The sequence below is a fragment of the Undibacterium sp. WLX3042 genome (assembly GCF_049544825.1).
Lineage (GTDB): Bacteria > Pseudomonadota > Gammaproteobacteria > Burkholderiales > Burkholderiaceae_D > Undibacterium.
Genome location: NZ_CP186698.1, coordinates 2,593,844 through 2,603,545, shown reverse-complemented (window position 1 = coordinate 2,603,545; position 9,702 = coordinate 2,593,844). Strand labels below are relative to the sequence as shown.

Below are 9,702 nucleotides of genomic sequence, written 5' to 3'. Positions count from 1 at the left end.
GATGAAACGAATAAAAAATCCCGCCTGGCGGGATTTTTTATTTGGATTTGAATTCAGGGAAAATCATAACGGCAACAAAACCTTTATGTTCATGGTTATAAATCCTCAGCCTGCCACGATGACGGCGGACTATCCGATCGACAATTGCCAGACCAAGCCCCGACCCGTTCGCCTGGCTGCGTGATGCATCGGCACGGGTGAACGGTTTCAGCAGGCGTCCGATGTCATCGTCACTAGGAGCACCTTCGCCGTAATCGCGGAAGCTGATCAGTACACCTTGTTTTTTTCCTTTGGTTTTGTGGCTGCATTGAATTTCAATCACGGTATTGAGCTTGTCGGGATTCTTGCCGTAACGACAGGAATTTTCAATCAGATTGCTGAAAAGTCGCCTGAGCTCGGTCGCATTTCCTGAAATATACATATCAGACGCAATTGCCGAGTGCAGGTGCAGGTAATTCACCCGTGAATATTCACGAATCACCTGTTTCAGCAGTTCGCTGATGTTCACCTGATCAAAGCGCAGACTGTCGATCGGTTTCGCATAATCGAGGAATTGATTGATGATGGCATCCATTTGCGATAAATCTGACTGCATGCCGGATCGTGCCTGTTCGTCCAGATTTGCCATTTCCACTTCGAGTTGCATGCGCGCGAGCGGCGTTCGCAAATCATGTGAAATACCAGCCAGAATGATGGTACGGTCGGCATCTATTCTTGCCAGATCCGCAACCATATTATTAAAACTGGCATTCGTTTCGCGGATTTCTTTCGGACCACGTTCAGGCAAAACTGGCGCCTGCTTGCCTTGTGCCAGTAATCTTGCTGCATTACTCAGACGGGATAGCGGGTCGTTAATGAACTTAGAAATAACCGCTGCACCCAGCAAGGTTATTAATAAGGTAGCAGAGATCCAGCTGATGACCGGTAGTGTGGTTGGCGGTTCCAGACGGTCTTCATCGAGTCGCAGCCAGTAATGATCGCCTTCAATCTCCAGGGTGATCCAGAATCCGTTGTTACCATTGACTGAACGGGCAAAATGAGTTTCCTTGCCTAGCTGCGCTCTCATCATTTCACTGAATTCTGTCAGGAATGCAGTGGGCTCCAGTTTTTCCAGTATATCGCTATCGTTACGCAGATAAAACCGTATTCCCTCGCTGTGAGCGAGATCCTGCAGTAGCTCTTGGCGTTTTTCAGGCGCGGCATGGGTCAGCGCAGTGCGTGTGATTGTGACGATGGAGGTGATCTGCGCGGTCAGTTGCTGTGCGCGGGGACTGCGTTCAAGGGTCTTGAAGCTGATGAACCATATCATCATGCTGGCCATCACAAGGATGGCCAGTAAAAAAAATGTACGCCAGAAAAGACCGCTGCGCAGCCATTCAAGACTATTCAGGTATGAGCGCATAAGTGATCAGCGCAAAAACTAATCCTTGCTGGCGTCCGGAATGAAAACGTAGCCGAGTCCCCAGACAGTCTGAATATACAGAGGGTTGGATGGATCTGGCTCTATCAGTTTTCTGAGACGTGAAATCTGCACATCCAGGCTACGGTCAAATACTTCATATTCGCGGCCTCGCGCCAGCTCCATCAGTTTTTCACGGGACAAAGGCTGGCGCGCATGGCGGGCGAAGACTTTAAGTACGGAAAATTCGCCGGTTGTCAGAGAAATCACTTCGTTGTTTTTTCTGAGCGTACGGGTACCGAGATCCAGCACAAAATCACCGAAAGCAAAAGTCTGCGGGCCTTCGGATGGTGCACCCGGTAATTCATCCGGTACTTTACGACGTAAAACAGCATTGATACGGGCGACCAGTTCCCTGGGGTTGAACGGTTTGGGAAGGTAGTCGTCAGCTCCCATTTCAAGCCCGATAATACGGTCCACTTCCTCGCTTTTTGCTGTCAGCATGATAATCGGTGTTTTGTCTCCCGCGCCGCGTAAGCGGCGGCAAATGGCGAGACCATCTTCACCCGGCAGCATTAAATCCAGCACCAGCATGTCATAGCGTTCACGCATCCAAAGCTTATTCATTGTCTGTGCATTTTCAGCACCGACGACATGGAAACCTTGTTCGGTCAGGTAACGTCTTAGCAGCTCACGCAGTCTCAAGTCGTCATCGACAACCAGGATTTTTGCTTTAGGTGCGTTGCTGGCAGACGTTGGGGTATTCTCTGAAGGTGTTTGAAGGTTTGTCATATCCGTAATGGTACTGCCATCGTTGCCGCCTGGGAACAGACAGGCAGAGAGGATTACAAAGAGTTACATACTTTACTTCTCTGAGAGATGAATGACAATCGAATTAATATAAACGCAGATGGCAAACTGCGGTCAGTCAAACCGTGTTTATTCATTTTTAACGGAATTCAGAACAGGCAGGCACATAAGTCCGGAAGGCTGGAAATAAGGCTGCTTTTACCTGCGTGAATGAAATCAAATGCACTCTCGATAGTAAAATTATTGCGCCAAGTCTTACTTGACGCCTGACTGCCTGGCAACACTGCCAAATCATCGGTTCTTGGCCCGGGGGATCTGTGTTTTTGAATGATGGTGTTTAACGACGATGTTGTTTCATGATTTTTTGTTGTTCGCGTTGCCAGTCTTTTTCTTTTTCAGATTCGCGCTTGTCGTGTTGCTTTTTACCTTTCGCTAATCCTATCTGGCATTTGATTTTGCCATTGCTGAAGTGCATGTTGAGGGGCACCATCGTATAGCCGGATCGTTCGACTTTACCGATAAGTTTACTGATCTCCGCTTTGTTCAGCAGCAATTTACGTGTGCGTACCGAGTCAGGATGTATGTGTGTTGAGGCAGTCGGGAGAGCGCCGATGTGCGCCCCGAACAGAAAAATCTCGCCATTCCGCACGATCACGTATGCTTCTTTTAATTGAAGGCGTCCGGCACGAATAGCCTTGACTTCCCAGCCCTGCAACACCACACCTGCTTCGAATTGTTCCTCGATAAAGTAATCGTGGAAGGCTTTTTTGTTATCAGCAATACTCATGTAATAAGAAAGTTGGTTATCTTGCCGCTTCAAAATTTCTTATGATAATTTCGATACGGTGGCGACTCGGTTAAAATGCGAACCTGTGATTCTACCAAATGGTTTCTTTAGATGGCAGTCGTACATAAAACAGTTTTTATCGGATACAGCGCCGCACAAATGTTTGCACTGGTTGAACAGGTGGAAAAGTATCCTGAATTTTTACCATGGTGCGGTGAAGTCAAGGTAGGGGAGAGGACGGAAACGAATCTGACGGCCACTCTGGCGATCAACTTTCATGGCATCAGGCAGAGCTTCACGACGAAAAATATCAATCAGCCGCCGCATTCTATGCAGATGAGTCTTGTTGATGGTCCGTTTAAGCAGTTATCCGGGGGGTGGAAATTTACTGAACTCCGTTCCGACGCCTGCAAGATTGAATTTGACCTGAATTATGATTTTTCCAGTAAGTTGCTGGAACATGTGATTGGCCCTGTGTTCAGCAAGATTGCTAATAGTTTTGTAGATTCATTCTGCTCCAGAGCGGAGGCGATCTATGCCTGAGAACGACACTATCCGTGTGCAGGTCTGTTATTCTTCAGGCAGTGCTGTAAGTTTGCTCGATGTCGTGGTCCCGCTTGGGGCGAGCGTTGGTCAGGCGATTGATGTAAGCGGCATCCGGGATACGCATCCTGAACTGAGTCATGCCACATATAAAACTGGAGTCTACGGCAAACTTAAAGACGAGAGTGCAATATTGCATGAGGGCGACAGAGTGGAAATCTATCGCCCTTTACTCGCTGATCCTATGGAGGCCCGGCGGCGGCGTGCTAAGAAGCAGCAAAAGGCGGCTGCATAACAGCGATTGATGATGTTTATAGCACTACTGGCAGCCAGCTAACGCTTTTTTCACATCGGCAGCTTCTTTTTCTCTTTGAGCATCTGTTAAATAGTTGCGTTCTCCGTTTTTATCCGTGGTCGCGACGCGTTGCCCTGATTCAAGAACTTTTTGGTAGGATCTTGCTCGTTCGCAATTTTTTTGTTTATCAGCAGCGGCTTGTTGTTCTTCCGTTGCTTTCTTGTCTTTTTCGGCCTGTTCAGCGCGACGCTTGTTAAATTCCTCGTTTCTTGAGGATGTTGTCATCGGCTTTTGCGCTGCATTTACAGCGTCTTTTGATGCGCTTGCAGCGTCATTCGCTTCGGCGGGTCTTGTGGTCGATAATCCCTGCGATTTGATGATCCGGTTTTTTGGGGTCGATGCCGGAGGCGGGGTGTCTGAAAATTGTTTATTACCCTTTTCATCCACCCATACATATTGAGCCAAAGCGCTTGTACATGTGAGCGTCGCAATCATAAATCCGCTGATAAGCTTAAGGTTGAGCATGAAATCGTTCTTTCAAAGAGGACAAAAAGATGAGAGAGTTTTACACGTAGCGAGACTACTTCGCAAGTTTTCTGTATAATTCGCTTTTGCGCCTATAGGAAATAGTATGCGTTTACTTCAAAAAGCACTCACATTCGATGACGTGCTCCTCGTTCCGGCATATTCGGACATTCTCCCGAAAGATACCTCTCTTGCGACTAAATTGACGCGTAATATTCATTTGAATATACCGCTGGTTTCTGCCGCGATGGATACCGTTACTGAAGCCAGACTGGCGATTGCCATGGCGCAGGAAGGTGGTATCGGTATTATTCATAAAAACCTGACCGCCAAAGAGCAAGCGCGTGAAGTGGCGAAGGTGAAACGTTTTGAGTCAGGGGTGTTACGTGATCCGATCACGATTCCGCCCGGCATGAAAATCCGTGAAGTGATTGCCCTGTCTCAGCAACATGGTATCAGCGGTTTTCCGGTTGTTGAAGGTAATGTCGTTGTCGGCATTATCACTAATCGTGATCTGCGTTTTGAGCAGGAGCTGGATGCAGAAGCCCGTACCAAAATGACACCGCGCGAAAAGCTGGTTTATGTGAATGAAACCGCTGACCTTGCTGAAGCAAAACGTCTGATGAATAAACACCGCCTTGAGCGAGTTTTAGTTGTCAATGACGCGTTCGAGTTACGCGGTCTGATCACGGTGAAAGATATTCAGAAATCGACTGAGCATCCGTTTGCATCGAAAGATGAACATGGAAAATTGCGTGTCGGTGCGGCGGTCGGGGTTGGTGTCGAGAATGAAGAGCGTATCGATTTGCTGGCGAAAGCAGGCGTGGATGTAATTGTTGTCGATACTGCGCATGGTCACTCCAAAGGCGTCCTGGACCGTGTTCGCTGGGTAAAAGATCATTATCCCCACATAGAAGTTATCGGCGGCAATATTGCGACCGCGGCAGCTGCGCTGGCGCTGGTTGAACATGGTGCTGATGCGGTTAAAGTGGGTATTGGCCCTGGCTCTATTTGTACAACAAGGATTGTCGCCGGTGTCGGTGTGCCGCAAATTACGGCGATCGCAAATGTCGCGAACGCACTCAAGGGAACCGGTGTGCCATGTATCGCCGATGGCGGTGTCCGCTTCTCTGGGGATGTCTCGAAGGCGTTGGCTGCGGGTGCGTCAACGGTCATGATGGGCAGCATGTTCGCGGGTACCGAAGAAGCGCCGGGAGAAGTGATTCTGTTCCAGGGACGTAGCTACAAATCTTATCGCGGGATGGGTAGTCTGGGTGCGATGGCGGATGGTTCCGCTGACCGTTATTTCCAGGACTCTGCAAACAATGCAGATAAATTGGTGCCTGAAGGTATCGAGGGACGTGTGGCCTACAAAGGCAGCGTACTGGCAATTCTGTATCAATTAGTTGGTGGTGTCCGTTCGTCGATGGGATATTGTGGTTGTGCGACGATTGAAGACCTCCGGACGAAAGCAGAGTTTGTTGAAATTACTTCTGCCGGCATGCGTGAGTCGCATGTGCACGACGTGCAGATTACGAAAGAAGCTCCGAATTATCGCGCCGATTAATATCTGAACGATACGCCTGGGGTGTTGTATGTCTTTAAATTCGACAGATTTTGGTTTGACAACGCTTCAGGTGAATTCTGGCTTCAGCAAAATATTCGCTGAAAAATTTGAAGCGAAAATTGCCCGCTTTGAACGCGTCGGCATGGGGCTGTTTTCTGTCGCTAATTGTTTTGTAAGTTTTGGTCGCGTTACTGGCCGCTCAGGGCTTACAGAACACTCGATTACAGAAATGGAAGCCGCGTTTTCTGATGAGTTTCCTCTCAGCGAAGAGATAGTAGTGATCTCTGATCTGAGCGCCCATCATGAATTCGCGCAGCACCGCTTTGTTTCTGGGGTGCCATCAATACGGTTTTTCGTTTCGTTTCCGGTTTATGGTCAGGACGGAAAACTTGTCGCGTGTTTGCGCCTGCTCGACTATAAGCCGCATATATTCGATGATGAACAGCGCTTGTTGTTAGCTGATCTTGCGGTGTTGGTGGAGCGTGAGCTGGCATTAAGCGCGGTTTGCCAGAATCAGGTTGAGCTGATGAAGCAGAACCGGCGCCTGAAGCGGGATACCTTAGTGGATCCCTTGCTTGGCACCTGGAATAAACCTGCCATTGTGCGCTCGTTACGTCTGGAAATGGAGCGATGTGCGAAAGCTGGCAAACCTATGTCCCTGCTGTTTTTGCTGGCAGATCAGATTACGGAGTTGCGGGCAAAGCATGGAACAGTGCTCGCTGATCAGATACTCGTAAGGATGGTGAGCCGTATTCGCTCATGCATTCGTCCGTTTGATGCTTTGGGGCGGTTTGACAATGACCAGTTTCTGATTGTACTGCCCGGAGCGTCTCATCTGGTGGCGATAGCAGTTGCAGAGCGCATAAGATTGACAATCAAGATGCATTCGGAATGGATAGAGAATGCGGGGATTTCATTGACGGTTTGTATAGGATTAGCATCGACCGATGTGCACCGCGATGAGGATCCGGAAATATTAATCAGCTTAGCTGAAAAAGCCCTGCTTTCTGCAAAGCGAGCAGGAAATAATACTGTTGTACAGGCTATGCCCGGGCAACCTGACATGATGATTTGATTTATGCACTCAAAAATTCTTATTCTCGACTTTGGATCCCAAGTCACTCAACTGATCGCTCGCCGCGTCCGCGATTCCGGTGTCTTTTCTGAGGTTCACCCTTACGACGTCAGTGACGAATTTATCCGTAATTACGGCGCTGCAGGCATCATTTTGTCCGGCGGTCCGAATAGTGTGACTGAAGGCGATACCCCACGTGCGCCGATGGCGGTATTTGATGCCGGCGTACCTGTGCTGGGGATTTGTTATGGTATGCAAACCATGGCTGAACAGCTTGGTGGCAAAGTAGAAAATGGTCTGGTGCGCGAATTTGGCTACGCGGAAGTCCGCGCCCGCAGTCACACAGCCTTGTTAAACGGTATTAACGATTTCGTGACACCAGAAGGTCACGGTATGCTGAAGGTCTGGATGAGTCACGGTGATAAGGTCAATGAAATGCCACCGGGTTTCAAGCTGATGGCATCAACCGATAATTGTCCGATTGCTGCGATGGCAGATGAAGAGCGTCGTTTCTACGCCGTTCAGTTCCATCCTGAAGTCACCCACACCGTACAAGGCGAGGCAATCATTGGCCGTTTTGTGCATGAAATCTGCGGCTGTAAATCTGACTGGAATATGCCGGATTACATCGCCGAAGCTGTGGCTGCAATCCGCGCACAGGTTGGCAGCGACGAAGTTATTCTCGGCTTATCCGGTGGTGTTGACAGCAGCGTTGCTGCTGCGCTGATCCATCGCGCGATCGGCGATCAGCTGACTTGCGTATTTGTCGATCATGGCTTGCTGCGTCTTGATGAAGGCAAAATGGTGATGGATATGTTTGCCAAAAACCTCGGCGTCAAAGTGATTCATGTGGATGCGACAGCACAGTTCATGGGGCATCTGGCCGGTGTTACTGATCCTGAAGCGAAACGCAAAATTATTGGTCGTGAATTCGTCGAGGTGTTTCAGGCAGAGTCGGCCAAGCTGAGTAATGCCAAATGGCTGGCGCAAGGCACGATTTATCCGGATGTGATCGAAAGCGCTGGTAAGGGTAAAAAAGGTTCGCACACGATCAAAAGCCATCACAACGTCGGTGGCTTGCCGGATACATTGAATCTGAAATTGCTGGAACCACTGCGCGAATTATTCAAAGATGAAGTCCGCAAGCTCGGTGTTGCGCTGGGTCTGCCGCATGGCATGGTGTATCGTCATCCGTTCCCTGGACCCGGTCTTGGTGTGCGTATTCTCGGTGAAGTTAAAAAAGAATTTGCTGATCTGCTGCGTAAAGCGGATGCTATTTTCATTGAGGAGCTGCGTGCTAATTTCGTCGATCCACAAGCTGAAAATCCAGTCAGCTGGTATGACGCGACGAGTCAGGCATTTGCGGTGTTCCTGCCGGTGAAATCAGTCGGCGTGATGGGCGATGGCCGCACCTATGATTACGTGGTGGCATTGCGCGCGGTACAGACGCAGGATTTTATGACGGCACACTGGGCACATCTGCCGCACGAGTTGCTTGGCAAGGTCTCGAACCGAATTATTAACGAAGTACGTGGCATCAATCGTGTTGTCTACGATATTTCTGGCAAACCGCCTGCAACAATTGAGTGGGAATAAGACGTGACATACAGCGTCAAAGAAATTTTTTACACTTTGCAGGGCGAAGGCAATCATGCCGGTCGCCCGGCAGTGTTTTGCCGTTTTTCCGGCTGCAATTTGTGGACAGGCAGAGAAGAAGACCGTGCATCAGCGATCTGTCAGTTTTGTGATACAGATTTCGTAGGCACTGACGGTATTGGTGGTGGTAAATTCAAATCGGCTCAGAACCTGGCAGCGGTGATTAATGCCTTGTGGCCAGCCTCATACACTGCCTGCAAATATGTCGTGTTCACCGGCGGGGAGCCGTTGCTGCAACTTGATGCCGCGTTAATTGATGCAATGCATGCTGCCGGTTTTGAAATTGCGATTGAAACCAATGGCACCTTGCCGGTGCCTGAGGGTATTGACTGGGTCTGCGTCAGTCCGAAAATGGGTTCTGAACTTGTGGTTCGCAAGGGAAATGAAATCAAGGTCGTGATTCCGCAAATCGGTCAGGATATGGCGACATACGGCAATCTTGATTTTGAACATTACTTCGTGCAAGCGATGGATGGCCCGTTAAGAGACAATAATCTGCGCCGCGCGATAGATTTTTGCAAACAGCATCCGCAGTGGAAGCTGAGTTTGCAGACACATAAACTTCTACAAATTCCTTAAGCTTTACATGTTAACGATTACCCGAAAAATGGAATTCGATGCAGGTCATCGTATTCCCGATCACAGCAGTCAGTGCCGTAATTTGCACGGTCACCGCTATACTTTACAAATCACGCTGACTGGCGATGTGGTGCAACAGGACGGCGAATCCGATAACGGCATGATTATGGATTTTGGCGATATCAAGGCGCTGGCGAATCAGCATCTGGTTGGTCTTTGGGATCATTCCTTTATCGTTTATGAAAACGATCATGTGATCAAGAATTTTCTTGCGCAGCTTCCTGATCATAAAACAGTCGTGATTGATCGCGTTCCTACCGTCGAAAACCTCGCAAAGATTGCTTTCGATATTCTTAAAGATGTCTATCATGATCGCTTTGGTCGTAGTCTGAAACTGACCAAAGTGACTTTGTACGAAACGCCTAATTGCTGGGCAGAGATAGACGGCTGATCGTGACTGACGCGT

The 9,702-nt window shown here is 48.9% G+C and carries 11 protein-coding genes; 7 read left to right on the top strand and 4 right to left on the bottom strand.

The genetic code is table 11. The features are described from left to right. Positions 1-37: 37 nt before the first annotated feature. The 3 genes from ACPAOP_RS11775 to smpB form a co-directional block, all read right to left on the bottom strand. The gene (locus tag ACPAOP_RS11775; protein WP_423681685.1) at positions 38-1,402 is read right to left on the bottom strand and encodes an ATP-binding protein; all 1,365 of its coding nucleotides are present in this window, start codon (positions 1,400-1,402) and stop codon (positions 38-40) included. An 18-nt stretch (positions 1,403-1,420) separates the two neighbouring features. Beyond that, on the bottom strand, positions 1,421-2,191 hold the full coding sequence (ompR, locus tag ACPAOP_RS11770; RefSeq protein ID WP_423681686.1) for a two-component system response regulator OmpR: 771 nt from the start codon (positions 2,189-2,191) through the stop codon (positions 1,421-1,423). 355 nt (positions 2,192-2,546) lie between these two features. Next, complete coding sequence (gene smpB / locus ACPAOP_RS11765; RefSeq protein WP_423681687.1) at positions 2,547-2,996, bottom strand: SsrA-binding protein SmpB; 450 nt, start codon at positions 2,994-2,996, stop codon at positions 2,547-2,549. A 111-nt stretch (positions 2,997-3,107) separates the two neighbouring features. Here smpB and ACPAOP_RS11760 point away from each other — a divergent pair, with 111 nt between their 5' ends. Both ACPAOP_RS11760 and ACPAOP_RS11755 read left to right on the top strand, forming a co-directional pair. Then, on the top strand, positions 3,108-3,539 hold the full coding sequence (locus ACPAOP_RS11760) for a type II toxin-antitoxin system RatA family toxin (RefSeq protein WP_423681688.1): 432 nt from the start codon (positions 3,108-3,110) through the stop codon (positions 3,537-3,539). After that, positions 3,532-3,834: an RnfH family protein gene (locus ACPAOP_RS11755; protein ID WP_423681689.1), complete on the top strand. Its 303-nt coding sequence runs from the start codon at positions 3,532-3,534 to the stop codon at positions 3,832-3,834. Before ACPAOP_RS11760 ends, ACPAOP_RS11755 begins: the two co-directional genes overlap by 8 nt. A gap of 24 nt (positions 3,835-3,858) precedes the next feature. Here the strand turns inward: ACPAOP_RS11755 and ACPAOP_RS11750 are convergent, their stop codons facing one another. Next, positions 3,859-4,359, bottom strand: a complete 501-nt coding sequence (locus ACPAOP_RS11750; protein WP_423708154.1) for a DUF4124 domain-containing protein — start codon at positions 4,357-4,359, stop codon at positions 3,859-3,861. Positions 4,360-4,465: 106 nt separating this feature from the next. Between ACPAOP_RS11750 and guaB the strand changes: the two genes are divergently transcribed. Genes guaB through queD form a run of 5 tightly spaced genes read left to right on the top strand, consistent with a single transcriptional unit; the run spans position 4,466 to position 9,687 of the window. Continuing rightward, the gene (guaB, locus tag ACPAOP_RS11745; protein WP_423681691.1) at positions 4,466-5,926 is read left to right on the top strand and encodes an IMP dehydrogenase; all 1,461 of its coding nucleotides are present in this window, start codon (positions 4,466-4,468) and stop codon (positions 5,924-5,926) included. Between the two features lie 28 nt (positions 5,927-5,954). Beyond that, positions 5,955-7,001, top strand: coding sequence for a GGDEF domain-containing protein (locus ACPAOP_RS11740; protein ID WP_423708152.1), 1,047 nt, complete (start codon positions 5,955-5,957; stop codon positions 6,999-7,001). 3 nt (positions 7,002-7,004) lie between these two features. After that, positions 7,005-8,597, top strand: a complete 1,593-nt coding sequence (guaA, locus tag ACPAOP_RS11735; RefSeq protein ID WP_423681693.1) for a glutamine-hydrolyzing GMP synthase — start codon at positions 7,005-7,007, stop codon at positions 8,595-8,597. Between the two features lie 3 nt (positions 8,598-8,600). Continuing rightward, positions 8,601-9,236, top strand: a complete 636-nt coding sequence (gene queE, locus ACPAOP_RS11730) for a 7-carboxy-7-deazaguanine synthase (RefSeq protein ID WP_423708150.1) — start codon at positions 8,601-8,603, stop codon at positions 9,234-9,236. Between the two features lie 7 nt (positions 9,237-9,243). Next, positions 9,244-9,687, top strand: coding sequence for a 6-carboxytetrahydropterin synthase QueD (gene queD, locus ACPAOP_RS11725; RefSeq protein ID WP_186885486.1), 444 nt, complete (start codon positions 9,244-9,246; stop codon positions 9,685-9,687). Positions 9,688-9,702: the final 15 nt, after the last annotated feature.